Origin of the sequence: Pleomorphomonas carboxyditropha, assembly GCF_002770725.1 — a bacterium.
GTDB lineage: Bacteria > Pseudomonadota > Alphaproteobacteria > Rhizobiales > Pleomorphomonadaceae > Pleomorphomonas > Pleomorphomonas carboxyditropha.
The window spans coordinates 38,754-55,376 of the sequence record NZ_NQVN01000015.1 but is presented as its reverse complement, the minus strand read 5'-3'; the positions used below and the strand labels follow the sequence as shown (position 1 = coordinate 55,376).

Genomic DNA, 16,623 nt, shown 5'->3' with positions numbered 1-16,623 from the left:
GAACGGCGCGCAATGACGGAACTGACACTTGTGAGCAGACATCAGAATGCGTTGATCGCTCTTGCCGTGCATGCCTTCACGGCGAGCGGCATCGTTCTTGCCATGCTCGCGGCCTTTGCCGCCTATAGTCTCGACTGGCCGGCTTTCTTCATGTGGCTGGGCTTGGCGCTGGTGGTCGACGGCGTCGACGGGCCGATCGCCCGCAAGGTCGGCGTCGAAAGCCGCCTGCCGACCTTTTCGGGCGCCGCCCTCGACTTCGTGGTCGACTACGTGACCTACGTCTTCCTGCCGGCGCTGGCGGTGGCGACGGCCGGGTTCACGTCCATCCCCATCGCCCTGGCGCTCGCCGGCATCATCGTCTTCACGTCGGCGATGTATTACGGCGACACCCGCATGAAGATGAAGAACAACGCTTTCCGGGGCTTTCCCGTGGTCTGGAACGGCGTCGTCTTTCTTTATTTCGTATTCGACCTCAATCAGTTCGCCGTCATCGGCATCACGCTTGCCCTGTCGGTCCTGACCTTTGCCCCCATCGCCTTCGTGCACCCGGTCCGCGTCGAGAAATGGCGGCCGGTGACGCTGGCCGTGACGCTCGCCTGGTTCCTGTTTGCCGGCGCGGCGCTTGCCTGGGGGCTCAATCCGCCTGTCGGCATCGAGATCGGCCTGGCGCTTTCCACCGCTTATCTCACCCTCGTCGCGGCGGTCCAGCAGCTCATCGAGAAATTCTTCGGCGCAAAAGCCGCCTGAGTTCTTGAAATGCCGACGGCGCGCGCCAGATAGGGTCTTGTTCCGACGGCCATATCTGGGGAATGACCGCCTCCATGCTCGATCTTGTTTTCAACGCCAATGCCTGGGCCAGCCTCCTCACCCTGACGGTGATGGAGATTGTCCTCGGCATCGATAATCTCGTCTTCATCTCGGTGCTGACCAGCCGCCTGCCGACCAATGCGGCCCGCAAGGCGCGCGCCCTCGGCCTTTCCATGGCGCTGATCTTCCGCGTCCTGCTGCTGATCACCCTGTCCTGGCTGATCGGCCTGACGGCGCCGGTGTTCAGCCTGTTCGGGCACGGCTTCTCCTGGCGCGATCTGATCCTGCTCGCCGGCGGCCTGTTCCTGCTCTACAAGGCGACGCACGAGATCCACGCCGGCATCGAGGGCGAGGAGGACGAGAGCGGCAATGTCGTGCATGCCGCCTTCGGCGCCACCGTGGCGCAGATCATCGCCATCGACATCGTCTTTTCGATCGACAGCATCATCACGGCGATCGGCATGGCCGAGCACGTGCCGGTGATGATTCTCGCCGTCGTCATCGCCATGATCATCATGTTCATCGCCTCCGAGCCGATCTCGAAGTTCATTCACGACCATCCCACCACCAAGATGCTGGCGCTGTCCTTCCTGCTGCTGATCGGCGTGTCGCTGGTGGCCGATGGCGTCGGCTTCCATGTGCCGCGCGCCTATATCTACTTCGCCATGGCCTTCTCGGCCGGCGTCGAGATGATCAATATCCTGGCGGGCCGCAAGCGGCGCAAGGCCAAGGCCGGCGCCTGAGCACGGCGGAACCGGCGAAATGCGATGGGCGGCGGAGCGATCCGTCGCCCTTTTGCCATCCGGAAGGGCAGCGTGACGGTCCCGAAATCGTGACCTTCGCACTCGGCGTTTATACGGATTTCGCTTGGGTTCTAGATCGTTTCAGGCTACCCCTCTGTCAGGTGGCGCCTCGTCGGCGTTTTTTCGACGTTCGTGGGTCGCCTCGCTTCATCACGGGTATTGACCGATGAGCACCACCGATATCGCCAAACGGGTACACGACCACAACTGGAAGCTCGACCCGATCATTCGCAGCCTGCTCGATACGGACATCTACAAGTTCCTGATGCAGCAGCTGATCTGGAAGCGCTACCGGAATGTCGACGTCACCTTCTCGCTGATCAACCGGGCGAGCAGCATCCGCCTCGCCGACGATATCGACGAGGGCGAGCTCAGGGCGCAGCTCGACTATGCCCGGTCGCTAAGGCTCGGCAAGAAGGAGTGGATCTGGCTCGCCGGCAACACCTTCTACGGCAAGCGGCAGATCTTTGCGCCCGAGTATCTGGAATTCCTGCGCGACTTCCAGCTACCGCCTTACGACCTCAGCAAGGCCGACGGCCAGTATCAGCTCGAGTTCCACGGCCCGTGGACCCACACCACCATGTGGGAAATCCCGGCGCTCGCCATCATCAACGAGTTGCGCTCGCGCTCGGTGATGAAGACCATGCGCCGCTTCGAGCTCGACGTGCTCTATGCCCGGGCCAAGGCCAAGCTGTGGAGCAAGGTGGAGCGGCTGCGCGCCTTTCCCGACATCAAGATCGCCGATTTCGGCACCCGCCGCCGCCACTCGCACCTCTGGCAGGACTGGTGCGTCAACGCGCTGAAGGAAGGACTCGGCCCGGCCTTCATCGGCACCTCCAACGTGCTGATGGCCATGCGGAGCGACCTCGAGGCGATCGGCACCAACGCGCACGAACTGCCGATGGCCATGGCCGCCCTCGCCAACACCGAGGACGAGATGCGCCACGCCCCCTATCGGGTGTTGCGCGACTGGCAGCAGCTCTACGACGGCAATCTGCTGGTCGTTCTGCCGGATGCCTTCGGCACCGCCTCGTTCCTGCGCGACGCGCCGGACTGGGTGGCCGATTGGAAGGGCTTCCGCCCCGACAGCGCCGATCCGGTCGACGGCGGCGAGGAGATCATCGCCTGGTGGAAGGCGAAGGGAGAGGACCCGCGCGACAAGCTGATCGTCTTCTCCGACGGCCTCGACGTCGAGGAGATCGAGCGGGTCTACACCCACTTCCGCGGCCGCGTGCACATGAGCTTCGGCTGGGGCACCAACCTGACCAACGACTTCCAGGATTGCGCGCCGCAGCCCACCGACGACTTCGACGCCATTTCGCTCGTCTGCAAGGTGACGCAGGTCAACGGCCGGCCGGCGGTGAAGCTTTCCGACAACCCGGAGAAGGCGACCGGCGACCCGGCCGAGATCGCCCGCTACCTGCGCGTCTTCGGCGAGGCGGGGCGCGTCAAGCGGCCGGTGCTGGTGTAGGCGCAGCATCCACCCAAACGGCGACGCCGCCCATGAGGGCGGCACCGTTGTAAGCAAGCGCTGACTTACGTTTTGGATCAAGCCTCGAACGGCTTGGTGGCCAGCCACTTCTCCAGCCAGTGGATGTCGTAGGCGCCGTCGATGATGTCGGCGTTCTTCAGCATGTTGTTGAACAGCGGGATCGTCGAATCGATGCCGTCGACCACGAACTCGTCGAGGCAGCGGCGCAGGCGCATCAGGCACTCGACGCGGTTGCGGCCGTGGACGATCAGCTTGCCGATCATGCTGTCGTAGTAGGGCGGGATGGTGTAGCCCTGATAGACGCCGCTGTCGACGCGCACCCCCAATCCTCCGGGGGGATGCCAGTAAGTGATCTTGCCGGGCGACGGCGCGAAGGTGGCGGCGTTCTCGGCGTTGATGCGGCACTCGATGGCGTGGCCGTTGAAATGGACGTCCGACTGGCGGAAGCTCAGCGCCTGGCCCGAGGCCACCTTGATCTGCTCGTTGACCAGGTCGATGCCGGTGATCATCTCGGTCACCGGATGCTCCACCTGCAGACGGGTGTTCATCTCGATGAAATAGAACTCGCCGTTCTCGTAGAGGAACTCGATGGTGCCGGCGCCCGAATAGTTGAGCTCGGACATGGCGTTGGCGACGATATCGCCGATCCTGGCCCGCTCGTCGTCGTTGAGGGCCGGCGAGCGGGCCTCCTCCATGACTTTCTGGTGGCGGCGCTGCAGCGAGCAATCGCGCTCGCCGAGGTGGACGGCGTTGCCCTGGCCGTCGCCCAGCACCTGCAATTCGATGTGGCGCGGCTTCAGGAGATATTTCTCGATGTAGACGGCGTCGTCGCCGAAGGCGTTCTTCGCCTCGGTCTTGGCCGCCGACAGGGCGCCGGGCATCTCCGCCTCGGTCATGGCGACGCGCATGCCGCGGCCGCCGCCACCCGCCGACGCCTTGACCAGCACCGGATAGCCGATCTCGGCGGCGATCCGCAGCGCTTCCTCCTCGGATTCGACGGCGCCGTCCGAGCCGGGCACCACCGGGATGCCGAGGCGCTTGGCGGTCGCCTTGGCCTCGATCTTGTCGCCCATGATGCGGATATGGTCGGCCGACGGGCCGATGAAGGCGATGTTGTGGGCGGCCAGGATGTCGGCGAAGCGGGCGTTCTCGGAAAGGAAGCCGTAGCCCGGATGCACCGCCTCGGCGCCGGTGATCTCGCAGGCGGCGACGATGTTGGGGATGTTGAGGTAGCTTTCGCGCACCGGCGCCGGGCCGATGCACACGCTCTCGTCGGCGAGGCGGACGTGCATGGCGTTGGCGTCCGCCGTCGAATGCACGGCGACGGTACCGATGCCGAGCTCCTTGCAGGCGCGCAGCACCCGGAGGGCGATTTCGCCGCGGTTGGCGATGAGGATCTTCTCGAACATGGGGCCGGTCACTCGATGATCAGCAGCGGTTCGCCGAACTCGACCGGCTGGCCGTTCTCGACGAGCACCGCAGTGACGCGACCGGCGCGCGGCGCCGGAATGTGGTTGAGGTGCTTCATCGCCTCGATGATCATCACCGTCTGGCCTTCCTTCACCACGTCGCCGACCTCGACGAAGGCGCGCGAACCGGGCTCGGGCGCCACGTAGGCGGTGCCGACCATGGGGGAGGGCACGGCGCCGGGATTGGCGGCGGGGTCGGCGGCCTTCGGCGCCTCGGCGGCGACTGCCACAGGGGCGGGCGCCGCCATCGCCGGCACAGCCGCCGGCGCGGCCCAACCGCCGCCCTGAGTGATGGTGACCGGCGCCGCCGTCCGAGCCACGCGGATCTTCAGCTTTTCCTGCTCCACCTCGATCTCGGTGAGATTGGTCTCGTCGAGGATGTTGGCAAGCTGGCGGATCAGTTCGTAGTCAAAGATCTGGGGCATCGGTTCTCACCGGATTGGGACGGCGGTCACCTTTTCAGGAGACCGGCGAGGGCTTCGAGCGCGAGCGTGTAGCCGAGGGGGCCGAGGCCGACGATCACTCCGGCCGCCGCGGGCGACACGAAGGACCGATGCCGGAAACTCTCGCGGGCATGGACGTTGGAAATGTGGACCTCGATCACGGGAACGCCTGTCCCCTTGATCGCGTCGTGGAGGGCGATCGACGTGTGCGTATAGGCGCCGGGGTTCATCACCACGCCGGCACTGCGCCGCCCGGCCTCCTGGATCCAGTCGACGAGCACGCCTTCGTGGTTGGACTGGCGGAACTCGACGGCCGAAAAGCCCAGCGCGGCAGCCTTTTCGCGGCAATTCGCCTCGATGTCGGCAAGGGTGGCCGATCCGTAGACGCCCGGTTCCCGTGTCCCGAGAAGATTGAGGTTCGGTCCGTTGAGGATGAACGCTTCAATGGGCAATCGGTCGGTTCCCTTTCAGGCCGGAGCTGAGCGGCCGCCCCCGGTGCGGGCGGCGGCCGGCTTCCTTATAGGCATATGCCGCGCCGAAAAAAAGAGGCCGCGCCAATTCATCCCCGTCCGGAAGGACCGCCTTCCCCGCGTTCCGACCAAAGATCAGCAGACCGTCTTGCCGCAGGCGCGCATCGCTTCGATCCGGCGGTCGAGCTCGGCAAAGCCGACGGCGCCGTAGACCAGCTCGTCGCCGATCACATAGGCCGGCGTGCCGTTGATGCCGAGCTTGCGGGCGAGATCGTAGGAGTGGTTGATCGCCTCGGCCACTTCCGGCTTGGCGGCCGTCTCCTTCACCTTCGCCTCGTCGAGGCCGGCCTTGGCCGCCGCCGCCAGCGCGCGGTCGCCGTCGGCCTGGCCGCGAATGCCCATCAGCTCGAAATGGAAGGCCTCGTAGGCCTTGGGATCGAGGATATTGACGGCCGCCGCCACCTTGGCCGCCTCGACCGACCCCTCGCTCAGAATCGGGAATTCCTTGAGGACGATCTTGACGTCCTTCTCCTTGTCGAGAATGGCGCGGGTGTCGGAAAGGGCCTTCTTGCAGTAACCGCAGTTGTAGTCGAAGAACTCGACAAGCGCGATCTTGGCATTGGGATCGCCGAGCACCGCCTGGTAGGGCGAAGAGAAGATGGCCTGCCGGTTGGCCTGGATGGCATCGGTCCGCCCCTGTTCCTCGGCCGCCTTGTTGCGGGCGTCGAGCGCCTGCAGCGCCTCGGTGATCACCTCGGGATGATCCATCAGATAGGCCCTGACGACATCGCCGATCGCCGCCTTTTGGCCGTCGGTGAACTCTTCGGCGAGAGCGGCGGAGGGAAGGAGAGCCGCAACGACGAGCGTGGCCGACAGAACTTTCCGAAGGTGGGCGAACATGCGACTGCTCCTTGTCCCGGACTGAAGGCACCCGGTCATTTCGGTGCCTTGTAGGTGATGATGTCGTCGGCGCGCAGCCAGGCCGGTGAGCCGGTCTTCAGCTTTTCCTGGGCGCGCATGGCGTATTTCTTGGCCGTGTCGATGTCGCCCGAGGCGAAGCTGCCCTGGGCCGAGGCGAGGTCGGCCAGCGGGATGTTGTCCTTGCGGGCATAGGCGATGGCGAGCTGGCGATAGCCGACCGGCTGGTCCGGGTCGTCGCCGATGCCCTTGGTGAGGGTGGCGATCGCCTCGTCGGTCAGCTTGGCGTCGCCGGTGCCCACCAGCGCCTGCCCGAGCATGACGCGGATGAGGCCGGCATTCGGGGCCAGCGCCACCGCCTTCCGGAGAGGCGCTATGGCGTCTCGCGGCTTGCCGGTCTCCAGGAGGATCTGTCCCTTCAGCTCCCAGAAATAAGGATTATTCGGCGACCGCTTGATCAGGGCGTCCATGCGGGCGAGGGCCGACTTCGGATCGGCGAAGCGATAGGCGACGATGGCGCGGGCGTAATCGGCGGCAAGGCTGGTATCGGATGGCGGATAGAGCCGCAGCACGCTCTGGCCGTTGCGGGTGAAGGCGGCGAACTTGGCGCGGACGAGATCGTGCCGCGCCTTGAGCGCGGCATCGTCGGGCTTGTCGAAGAACTTCGATTTGCGGGCCAGTTCATCGATCATGGCGATCCGGTCGGCGGCCAGCGGATGGGTCTGGACGTAAGGGTCGATGTGCGCCGACATGAACATCTGCTGCTCGGAGAAGCGCTGGAAGGTTTCCAGCATGCCTTTGGCCGACTGGCCGGTCTGGGCGAGATATTTCAGCGCCAGTTGATCGGCGGCCGTCTCGTTCTCGCGGGCATACATCAAGAGGCCGCGCTGGCCGAACTGCATGCCGCCGGTGGCGACCGCGCCGGCCGCCGCGCCGCCGCCGCCCGCCGCGCCCGCCGCCACGCCGCCGAGCAGGGCCAGCGCCGACAGGATCTGCATGCGGCGGATTTCCGAGCGGAGCTGGGCGAGGTGGTTGGCCGCGAGGTGACCGATCTCGTGCGCCAGGACGCCGATCAACTGGTTGGGCGTCGTGGAATCGATGATGGCGCCGGCATTGACGAAGATATGCCGGCTGTCGGCGACGAAGGCGTTGAAGGTATCGTCGTTGACCAGCTTGACCTGAACGGTGGCCGAGCCGAGACCGGCCGCCTTCAACAATGGCCGCGTATAATCGGCGATCAGCGCTTCCGCTTCGGCGTCCCGCAGCAGCGAAATGCTGCGTCCTCCACGCTCGGCGGCGAATGAAGGCATGCAGGACGAGACGGCGATCGCCGCCGCCGTGATGACGGCAACGGAGGCGTGGCGGAAACTGGTCGTCATGGCGCGATTCACCATCGGAAGTCTCGTCAGTGTGTCCGGAGCCTGATAAAGGGCAGAACATATGCCCGGCGCAACGGAAAAAATCCCGGGCCGGCCTTGCCTGCGGCAGATTGCCGGGCATCTCGGGCAAAATCGTGGAGAGGGACATGCTGGTTTCGCGGCGGAGTGATGTGGCGCCCTTCCTGGCCATGGACGTGCTGTCGGACGCCAACCGCCTCGCCCGCGACGGGCGGGACATCATTCACATGGAGCTCGGCGAGCCGGGCGCGCCCGTGCCCGCCGCGGTGCGCACCGCCGCCGAGGCCGCGCTCGCCCGCGGCCGCGTCGGCTACACCGAGGCGCTGGGCATTCCGGAATTGCGCGCTCGCATCGCCCGCCTCTATGCCGATCGCTACGGCGTCGACGTGCCGGCCGGGCGGGTTGCCGTCACCGGCGGCTCGTCGGGCGCGTTCAACCTTGCCTTCCTTGCCATGTTCGACGTCGGCGACCGCGTCGGCCTGCCGACGCCGGGCTATCCGGCCTATCGCAACATCCTGACGGCGCTCGGCCTCGAGGTGGTGGAGATCCCGACCACCGCCGAGGCGCGCTGGCAGGCGAGCGCCGCCGCCATCGAGAAAGCGCATTCCGAGCGGCCGCTCGCCGGCGTCGTCGTGGCCAGCCCCAACAATCCCTCGGGAACCACCATGACGCGCGACAGTTTGAAGTCGCTGGTCGCCGCCTGCCGCGACATGAAGGTCGCCCTGGTCATGGACGAGATCTATCACGGCCTTATCTATGACGGCGACGAAGTGACTGCGCTGGAATTCTCCGACGACGCCGTGGTCGTCAACTCCTTCTCCAAATACTTCTGCATGACCGGCTGGCGCGTCGGCTGGATGGTGCTGCCGGACCGGCTGGTGCGGCCGGTCGAGCGGCTCGCCCAGAACCTCTTCATCTCGCCGTCCGAACTGTCGCAGCGCGCCGCCCTGGGCGCCTTCGAGGCGGACGAGGAGCTGGAAGCGGTGAAGGCCGGCTACGCGGCGAGCCGCCGGCTGCTGCTGGAGCATATGCCGAAGATCGGTCTCGGCCGCTTCCTGCCGGTCGACGGCGCTTTCTATGTCTACGCCGACGTCAGCCGCTACACCAACGACAGTCTCGATTTCTGCCGCCGCATGCTGCATGAGGCGGGCATCGCCGCAACGCCCGGCCTCGACTTCGATACCGGGCGCGGGTCGTCCTATGTGCGCTTTTCCTTCGCCGGACGCACGGAAGCGATCGCCGCGGCCTGCGAACGACTTGGCGGCTGGCTGAGGTAGGCGCCGGACTTCAATCTCAAGACGACATGCGCCCGCCGCTTCGGCAAAAATCAAGGCCGCCCGATATCATCGGACGGCCTCGATCGGTTCGTTTCAGTCCGTTCTCAGAAGAAGGAGCGGCGCTGCCACCAGCCGGTCTTCTTCGGATGGTTGCTGTCGGGTTCCGGCTCCGGCTCGGGTTCCGGCTGCTGCGCCGGCTCGTTGGCTTCCACCGACTTCTCGACCAGCTCGGCGACGCTTTCGAGCGGCGCATGGACGGGCGCGGCCGCTTCCGCAGTCTCCTCGGGCGCCTCTTCGGCTTCCTCGGCTTCCTCCGCCAGCGTCTCGATCGGCTTGTCGTCCGCTACGCTTGGCGCGGCCACCGCCGCCCCCGCATCGCCGGCGTCGGCGGCGGGCTCTTCATCGACCGGCGCGGCTTCGCTGTCGTCTTCGGAAACAGGCTCGTTGTCCTGCGCCACGACAATCGATTCGGAGCCGATATCCTCTTCGAGCTGATGCCGGCGGCGGCCGCCGCGACGGCCGCGACGACGCGACCGGCGGCGCTGCTCGCTGTCGCCTTCACTCTCGGCGCGCTCTTCGCCGTCTTCGTCGGAACCCTCTTCGTCGCCTTCGTCGCCCTCGGCCGCCGGCTGCTCGCCACCCTCGGCAGCAGCATCCTGGCCTTCGCCGTTGGCGACGGCCTCGCCGCCCTCGGTCCGCCGGCGACGACGCCGGCGGCGCTTGCGCCGGTTGTCTCCGTCACCGCGCTCCTCGCGCGACGACTGCGCCTTCTCGGCCTCTTCCTCCTCGTCGTCCTCTTCCTCGACGTCCTCGTCGATCTCCTCGTCGTAGGGCTGGACGCTTTCGGGCGTCAGCGTCGGCGCGGGCGGCGGCGGGGCGGGATTGAGGATGATCTCGCCGCGCTCGACGGCGAAGTGCTGGGAGCCGAGATGCTCGTCGGCGGCGATGGTGATGGTCAGGCCGAAGCGCGCCTCGAGATCGGAAAGGTGCTTGCGCTTCTGGTTGAGGATGTAGAGCGCCACCGCCGACCGGGTGCGCACGGTGAGATGGTGCGTCACGCCCTTGATCAGCAGGTCTTCCAGCGAACGCAGCACATGCAGCGCCACGCTTTCGGTGGAGCGGACGATGCCGGCGCCGAGGCAGTGCGGGCAGAGCTCGGTGGAGCCTTCCAGCACGCCGGTGCGGATGCGCTGGCGGCTCATTTCCATCAGGCCGAAGTGCGAGATGCGGCCGACCTGGATGCGGGCGCGGTCGTTCTTCAGGCAATCCTTGAGCTTGCGCTCCACCGCCTTGTTGTTCTTGGCCTCCTCCATGTCGATGAAATCGATCACGATGAGGCCGGCGAGGTCGCGCAGGCGGAGCTGGCGGGCCACCTCCTCGGCGGCTTCGAGGTTGGTGGCGAGCGCCGTGTCCTCGATGTTGTGCTCGCGCGTCGACCGGCCGGAGTTGACGTCGATGGCGACCAGCGCTTCCGTCTGGTTGATGACCAGATAGCCACCCGACTTCAGCGTCACCTGCGGCGAGAACATCGCATCGAGCTGCGGCTCGACGCCGAAGCGGCCGAACACCGGGATCGGATCGCGATAGGGCTGGACGTTCTTGGCATGGCTTGGCATGAGCATGCGCATGAAGTCCTTGGCCTCGCGATAGGAATCCTCGCCAGCCACCAGGACCTCGTCGATGTCCTTGTTGTAGAGGTCGCGGATCGAGCGCTTGACCAGCGAGCCTTCCTCGTAGACGAGGCTCGGCGCGCTAGACCGCAGCGTCAGCTCGCGCACGTTTTCCCACAGGCGCAGGAGATACTCGAAGTCGCGCTTGATCTCGGTCTTGGTGCGGGCGGCGCCGGCCGTCCTGAGGATGACGCCCATGCCTTCCGGCACGTCGAGCTCGTGGGCGATCTCCTTGAGGCGCTTGCGATCCTGAACGTTGGTGATCTTGCGGGAAATGCCGCCGCCCCGGCCGGAGTTGGGCATCAGCACCGAATAGCGACCGGCCAGCGACAGATAGGTGGTCAGCGCCGCGCCCTTGGTGCCGCGCTCTTCCTTGACCACCTGGACCAGCAGCACCTGCCGGCGCTTGATCACTTCCTGGATGCGATACTGGCGGGCACGGCGAACCCGGCGCTCGGGCACTTCCTCGAGCGCGTCCTCCGCGCCGACGCTTTCGACGTGCTCTTCCTCGTCGTCGCCGGAGCGTTCCTCGCCGTCGTCGTTGATGGTCTCGACCGTCTGGTCGTCGTGAATGTCGATGATGCCGCCGGTCTCGGGCACCGGCACTTCGTCGTCGCCGGATTCGATGATGGGCGTCGCCTCGACGAGCGACGCGTCATCGGCCGGCCGCGGCTCGCCGTCATCGACGGGCGCTTCGCTGACCGTCTCGGCGGGCCGGGCGGCCGCCTTGGCCGCCTGGGCGCGGGCCTGCCGCTCGCGGTGCACGCGGGTCCGCCGTTCGGCCTCCTCGCGCTCCTCCGCCTCTTCGGCTTCGATCAGCGCCTGACGGTCGGCCTGGGGGATCTGGTAATAGTCGGGGTGGATTTCGGAAAAGGCGAGGAAGCCGTGGCGGTTGCCGCCATACTCGACGAAGGCCGCCTGCAGCGACGGCTCGACACGCGTCACCTTGGCCAGATAAATGTTGCCTCTGAGCTGCTTCCTTGTCGCCGACTCGAAATCGAACTCCTCAACGCGGTGTCCACGCACCACAACCACCCGGGTCTCCTCCGGGTGGGTGGCATCGATCAGCATCTTGTTGGCCATAAAGACTGACTCCCGGCCGCATGCGATCTCGGCACCGCCGCGACCCCGATGGGAAGCTCCTGAGAGCTCTCCCTGGGATCGCCGCGCGCTGGAAGGATCGGCATCGGCCGTCGATAAGGGGGAAGGGAATGGGGAAGGGCGCCGGACCAACCGAGGCCGCAAATCGGGAAAAGGCCGATGCTTGACGCCATCCTGCCCCTTCGACAATCTGCTGTGGCCTCACGACTTTCACGTCCGGCACATTCTTTCTTTTCAACACCGTCGTTCCTGAAAAAGACCCGCTCGGCAAAAGCCAATACGGGGGAACGGCGACGAATGCCTGTCGGGTGGCCTCATCGGCCACGCGCCGGAGCGCCGATCTTTCCGGTGGATCCATGGGCGTCCTCATATGCTTCCCGCAACGCGGCGCACGGCCGGTCGGGACGCAACAAGCGAAGGTCCGGGTTCCGCGCATCGGCCGGAAAACCATACCGGCGGTCGCGCTGACCTCTCGGACCCCCGGCTACCGGTCTCGTTCCGCCGCTTTTTCAAGCAGACGGCGAACCGGCTGGACGCTCTCAAGTACCGAGAGCAAGGATTCGGGCTCCGATCCCTTATTACTTGCGTGAAGTCCCATATGCAAGGCGATCAAATAGGCCGCCGATCAATTCCTCGCAATGTGAAGCGTCCGCCATTCCGGGCGGGGTGACGCAGGAATGCTTAACCAAATTGCCTTAGTTACTGATATGTGAATGGCCGCCGATCCGCGGAAAACGTCTCCGTCCGGAAAGGGAGTTGCCATCTTGTCCGTCTGTGGCAGTTTGGGCCGCCCAAGGGATCGTGGGAGCGATCATTGTCGACCGTCGCAAACCGCTTCGCAGTCTTTCTCCGCTTCGCCGTCGTGGCGACGATGGCGCTCGTCTGCCTTGCGGCCGGCGCGCTTGCCGAAGGTGCGCCCGTGGCAACCGACGGCCGCGTGGTCGGCGACGACAACCGCACCCGCTTCGTGCTCGATCTTTCCGGCGAGGTCGACCTCAGCGCCTTCACGCTCGCCGAACCCTACCGCGTGGTGATCGATCTGCCCGAGATCGACTTTCGCCTGCCATCGGGCACCGGTTCCACCGGCCGGGGCCTGGTCAGCGATTGGCGCTATGGCCAGTTTGCCGCCGGGCGGTCGCGCATCGTGCTCGACGTCACCGGTCCGGTGAAGATCGACAAGGCCTTCGTGTTGCCGGCCGTCGAGGACCAGCCGGCCCGCATGGTGCTCGACCTCCTCAAGACGACGGCGGCGGCTTTCGAGGAGGACCTCAGAAAAAACCAGTTGGCGCGCGACAGCGCCAACGAAGCGCCGGTGCAGAAGGCCGATCAGTTGCCGCCGCCCGACCGCAGCAAGCGGGAGAAGCCGTTGATCGTCATCGACGCCGGCCATGGCGGCGTCGATTCCGGCACGATCTCGGCGTCGGGCATCCTTGAAAAGGACATCGTCCTGGCGTTCGCCAAGAAACTGCAGGAGCGCCTGGAGCAGACCGGCAAAGTGGCGGTGCTGCTCACCCGCACCGACGACACCTTCCTGCCGCTCGGCGCGCGGGTGCAGTTCGGACGCGACCACGCGGCCGACCTGTTCCTGTCGATCCATGCCGATTCCGAGCACGAGGGGTCGGTGCGCGGCGCCACCGTCTACACCCTGTCCGACAAGGCGTCCGACCGCGAGGCGGCGGCGCTCGCCGCCAAGGAGAACGCCTCCGACCTCATCGCCGGCCTCGACCTGCAGCAGGACGCCGACGGCGTGACCGACATCCTGGTCGATCTGACCCGGCGGGAGACGCGCAACTTCTCCGCCGCCTTCGCCAACGGTCTGGTCGGCGACCTTGCCTCGGCGACGCGGATGATCAAGAATCCGCGGCGTTCCGCCGGCTTCCAGGTGCTGCGCGCCCATGACGTGCCGTCGGTGCTGGTGGAGATCGGCTACCTCTCCAACGACCAGGACGAGAAGCTGCTGACCTCCGACGAATGGCGCTCCCGCGTTGCCGACGCGGTCACGCAGGCGGTGTTGCGCTTCTTCGGCCAGAAATACGCCTACCTCGGCAAATGAGCGCAACCGGCCGACTGTTGCGGTCCGGCAACGCCACGGCCCCGCCTTCGCCACAAAGAGCGACGAACGTCCGCATCACGGAAACATTCGCATTCTGCGGCGTTTTGCGGTATCGGCTGCCCCAGGCCGACGCATGAGCATTCGGACGCGCCGGGCCTTGCCACACCGCGGCGGCGGACGGGCATGAAGGCGCGGCCGGTGTCGACGGGAATGATGGACGGGATATGGTCTTCGTAAGATTCTTCGGCTGGGTTTTCTCGATCGCGGCGCTGCTGCTGCTGGTGGCGGCCGGCGGCGTCGCCGTCTACATCCACTCGCTCAGCAGTGATCTGCCCGATACCAACCAGTTGCGCAACTATCAGCCGCCGGTGGTGACGCGCGTCCATGCCGCCGACGGCGAGCTCGCGTCCGAATATGCCCACGAGCGCCGCCTGTTCCTGCCGATCCAGATGATTCCCGACCGGGTCAAGCAGGCCTTCATTTCCGCCGAGGACAAGGTCTTCTACACCCATCCCGGCATCGACCTGATCAGCCTTGCCGGCGCGGCGGTCAAGAACCTCGACACGATCGTTTCCGGCTCCAACAAGCGCATGGTCGGCGCCTCGACCATCACCCAGCAGGTGGCCAAGGTGTTCCTGCTCACCAACGAGCGCACCATCGATCGCAAGATCCGCGAAGCCATGCTGACGCTGAAGATCGAGCAGACCTACACCAAGGACCAGATCCTCGAGCTCTATCTCAACGAGATCTATCTCGGCTTCCGCTCCTACGGCGTCGCCGCCGCCTCGCTCGCCTATTTCGACAAGCCGCTGTCCGACCTGAAGCTCGAGGAGGTGGCCTACCTGGCCGCGCTGCCCAAGGCGCCGGAGAACTACAACCCCTATCGCAGCCGGCAGGCCGCCGTCGAACGCCGCAACTACGTCATCGAGCAGATGGTGCAGAACGGCTATGTGACGCGCGAGGAAGGCGACGCGGCCCTGAAGGCGCCGCTGGTCGTCGCCGAGCGCAACCAGTCGTCCAAGGTGTTCGCCTCCGACTATTTCGTCGAGGAGGTCCGCCGCTCGCTGCTCGCCATGTATGGCGAGAAGGGGCTCTATGAGGGCGGCCTGTCGGTCCGCACGACGCTCGATCCGAAGATGCAGGTGGTCGCCCGCAGCGTGCTTCAGCGGGCGCTGCTGCGCTACGACGAGGCGCATGGCTGGCGCGGCGCCAACAAGCAGATCGAGGTTTCCGGCGACTGGGGCATTCCGCTCGCCGCCGAGCCGGCGCTGTCCGACGTGCCGGAATGGAATCTTGCCGTCGTGCTCGGCTTTGACGGCGATGCCGCCCGCGTCGGCCTGCAGCCCTCCAAGGGGCCGACCGGCAAGGTGAACGACGAGCGCGTCGAAGGCGTCATTCCGCTCGATCAGCTCAAATGGGCAAGGTGGCAGAGCGGCCCCAAGCGCGGAGCGCCGGTGAAAGCCGCCTCGGACGTGCTGTCGGTCGGAGACGTCATCTACGTCGAGAAGACCGGCAACGCCATCGGCACGCTCGAGGCCTATCGCCTGCGCCAGTTCCCCGGCATCTCCGGCGCGCTGGTGGCCATGGACTCGACCACCGGCCGCGTGCGCGCCATGGTCGGCGGCTTCTCCTTCGCCGAAAGCGAGTTCAACCGGGCGACGCAGGCGATGCGCCAGCCGGGCTCGTCCTTCAAGCCCTTCGTCTACTCGGCCGCCCTCGACAACGGCTATACGCCGGCCTCGGTGATCATGGATGCGCCGGTCGAGATCGACCAGGGGGCGGGCCTTGGCATCTGGCGGCCGCAGAATTACGGCGGCGGCTATATCGGCCCGGCGACGCTGCGGACCGGCATCGAGCAGTCGCGCAACCTGATGACGGTGCGCCTCGCCCAGGACATGGGCATGCCGCTGGTCGCCGAATATGCCCGCCGCTTCGGCATCTACGACAACATGCAGCCGGTGCTCGCCATGTCGCTCGGCGCCGGCGAGACCACCGTGATGCGCCTCGTCAACGCCTACGCCATCATCGCCAACGGCGGCCGCCGCGTGCAGCCGACGCTGATCGACCGCGTGCAGGATCGCTTCGGCCGCACCATCTACAAGCACGACCAGCGCGTCTGCGAGGGCTGCAACGCCGACGACTGGAAGGGGCAGGACGAGCCGCAGCTGATCGACGAACGCGAGCAGGTGCTCGACCCGATGACCGCCTACCAGATCACCTCGATGATGGAAGGCGTCGTCCAGCGCGGCACGGCCACCGTGATCAGGAGCCTCAATCGGCCGATCGCCGGCAAGACCGGCACGACCAACGACGAGAAGGACGCCTGGTTCGTCGGCTTCACGCCCGAGCTGACCGTCGGCATCTTCCTCGGTTTCGACACGCCGAAGCCGATGGGCCACGGTTCGACCGGCGGCACCATGGCCGCCCCGGTGTTCCGCGACTTCATGGAGCAGGCCCTGGCCGGCCAGCCGCCGCAGGAATTCAAGGTGCCCGAGGGCATGACGCTCATCCCAATCAACCGCAAGACCGGCATGCGTGCCTATGAGGGCGAGAGCGCCATCATCGAGGCGTTCAAGCCGGGGACCGGCCCGTCCGACATCTACTCGGTGATCGGCGGCGACGGCGTCGCCTGGGGCGTGCCGACCCAGGTCAACCCCGAGGCCGACAAGGCGGCGGTGAGCGGCACCGGCGGCCTCTATTGACCGGGACCTCAAGGCTCCACC

Annotated in this window: 12 protein-coding genes; 6 read left to right on the top strand and 6 right to left on the bottom strand. The window is 66.3% G+C overall.

Going from position 1 to position 16,623, the window contains the following annotated elements:
- The first annotated feature begins 30 nt into the window (after positions 1 to 30).
- From CJ014_RS18765 to pncB, 3 genes are all read left to right on the top strand, one after another.
- Positions 31 to 747, top strand: a complete 717-nt coding sequence (locus tag CJ014_RS18765; protein WP_165790908.1) for a CDP-alcohol phosphatidyltransferase family protein — start codon at positions 31 to 33, stop codon at positions 745 to 747.
- A 74-nt stretch (positions 748 to 821) separates the two neighbouring features.
- On the top strand, positions 822 to 1,550 hold the full coding sequence (locus CJ014_RS18760) for a TerC family protein (protein WP_100082024.1): 729 nt from the start codon (positions 822 to 824) through the stop codon (positions 1,548 to 1,550).
- A 226-nt stretch (positions 1,551 to 1,776) separates the two neighbouring features.
- Positions 1,777 to 3,081 carry a nicotinate phosphoribosyltransferase gene (pncB, locus tag CJ014_RS18755; RefSeq protein ID WP_100082023.1) on the top strand — a complete coding sequence of 435 codons (1,305 nt, stop codon included), beginning with the start codon at positions 1,777 to 1,779 and terminating at the stop codon, positions 3,079 to 3,081.
- 77 nt (positions 3,082 to 3,158) lie between these two features.
- Here the strand turns inward: pncB and accC are convergent, their stop codons facing one another.
- The 5 genes from accC to CJ014_RS18730 all read right to left on the bottom strand — a co-directional run bounded on the left by accC (position 3,159) and on the right by CJ014_RS18730 (position 7,796).
- A complete protein-coding gene (gene accC, locus CJ014_RS18750; RefSeq protein WP_100082022.1) occupies positions 3,159 to 4,511 on the bottom strand; it encodes an acetyl-CoA carboxylase biotin carboxylase subunit in 1,353 nt (450 codons plus the stop codon).
- 8 nt (positions 4,512 to 4,519) lie between these two features.
- Complete coding sequence (accB, locus tag CJ014_RS18745) at positions 4,520 to 4,996, bottom strand: acetyl-CoA carboxylase biotin carboxyl carrier protein (RefSeq protein WP_100082021.1); 477 nt, start codon at positions 4,994 to 4,996, stop codon at positions 4,520 to 4,522.
- 26 nt (positions 4,997 to 5,022) lie between these two features.
- A complete protein-coding gene (aroQ, locus tag CJ014_RS18740) occupies positions 5,023 to 5,466 on the bottom strand; it encodes a type II 3-dehydroquinate dehydratase (RefSeq protein WP_207765807.1) in 444 nt (147 codons plus the stop codon).
- 153 nt (positions 5,467 to 5,619) lie between these two features.
- Positions 5,620 to 6,384, bottom strand: coding sequence for a DsbA family protein (locus CJ014_RS18735; RefSeq protein WP_100082020.1), 765 nt, complete (start codon positions 6,382 to 6,384; stop codon positions 5,620 to 5,622).
- A 35-nt stretch (positions 6,385 to 6,419) separates the two neighbouring features.
- A complete protein-coding gene (locus tag CJ014_RS18730; protein WP_245427443.1) occupies positions 6,420 to 7,796 on the bottom strand; it encodes a M48 family metalloprotease in 1,377 nt (458 codons plus the stop codon).
- A gap of 131 nt (positions 7,797 to 7,927) precedes the next feature.
- Here CJ014_RS18730 and CJ014_RS18725 point away from each other — a divergent pair, with 131 nt between their 5' ends.
- Complete coding sequence (locus CJ014_RS18725; protein WP_207765806.1) at positions 7,928 to 9,076, top strand: pyridoxal phosphate-dependent aminotransferase; 1,149 nt, start codon at positions 7,928 to 7,930, stop codon at positions 9,074 to 9,076.
- A gap of 104 nt (positions 9,077 to 9,180) precedes the next feature.
- On the opposite strand, the gene CJ014_RS18720 is transcribed toward CJ014_RS18725, so the two are convergent.
- Positions 9,181 to 11,829, bottom strand: a complete 2,649-nt coding sequence (locus CJ014_RS18720) for an Rne/Rng family ribonuclease (RefSeq protein WP_100082019.1) — start codon at positions 11,827 to 11,829, stop codon at positions 9,181 to 9,183.
- 832 nt (positions 11,830 to 12,661) lie between these two features.
- Between CJ014_RS18720 and CJ014_RS18715 the strand changes: the two genes are divergently transcribed.
- Together CJ014_RS18715 and CJ014_RS18710 are read left to right on the top strand one after the other, a co-directional pair.
- Positions 12,662 to 13,900 (top strand): N-acetylmuramoyl-L-alanine amidase, encoded by a 1,239-nt coding sequence (locus tag CJ014_RS18715; RefSeq protein ID WP_245427441.1) that lies wholly within the window; start codon positions 12,662 to 12,664, stop codon positions 13,898 to 13,900.
- A 224-nt stretch (positions 13,901 to 14,124) separates the two neighbouring features.
- Positions 14,125 to 16,602: a penicillin-binding protein 1A gene (locus tag CJ014_RS18710; RefSeq protein WP_100082018.1), complete on the top strand. Its 2,478-nt coding sequence runs from the start codon at positions 14,125 to 14,127 to the stop codon at positions 16,600 to 16,602.
- Positions 16,603 to 16,623: the final 21 nt, after the last annotated feature.